Source organism: Mesorhizobium sp. M2E.F.Ca.ET.209.01.1.1, assembly GCF_004010375.2.
In the GTDB taxonomy this organism is placed as follows: domain Bacteria; phylum Pseudomonadota; class Alphaproteobacteria; order Rhizobiales; family Rhizobiaceae; genus Mesorhizobium.
Genome location: NZ_SADP02000447.1, coordinates 1 through 366 on the forward strand (window position 1 = coordinate 1; position 366 = coordinate 366).

The window sequence follows — 366 nt, forward strand, 5'->3', positions numbered from 1 at the left end:
GTCCCGGGACGGCTGGGTCTAATGGTCGCCACGCTCTACGGGCTCGGCTCGATTGCCTTCATCACAGCCGTCTATCATACCTCGACCGCCGACCTCGTCTTCATCCTGGCCTTCACCACGATGTTCTCGGCTTTGCTGTCCTGGCTGTTCCTGAGGGAGAGACCGCGGCCGGCGACACTCGCGGCGCTGGCGCTGATGATCGTCGGTGTCGCCATAATCGTCGGCGATTCGATCGGCACCGGGAATCTGTTCGGCGACATCATGGCGCTGTGCTCCGCGCTCTGCGTCGCCTGCGCCATCACCGTCTCGCGGGCGAGCGGCAGGGAGATGGGCTTCACCTCGCTCGTCGGGGTGGTTCTGCCGTTC

General features: G+C 65.0%; 1 protein-coding gene. It reads left to right on the plus strand.

Going from position 1 to position 366, the window contains the following annotated elements:
- Positions 1–366 (plus strand): EamA family transporter (locus EN852_RS36410; RefSeq protein WP_145994150.1); only part of this gene is annotated, 366 nt, incomplete at both ends.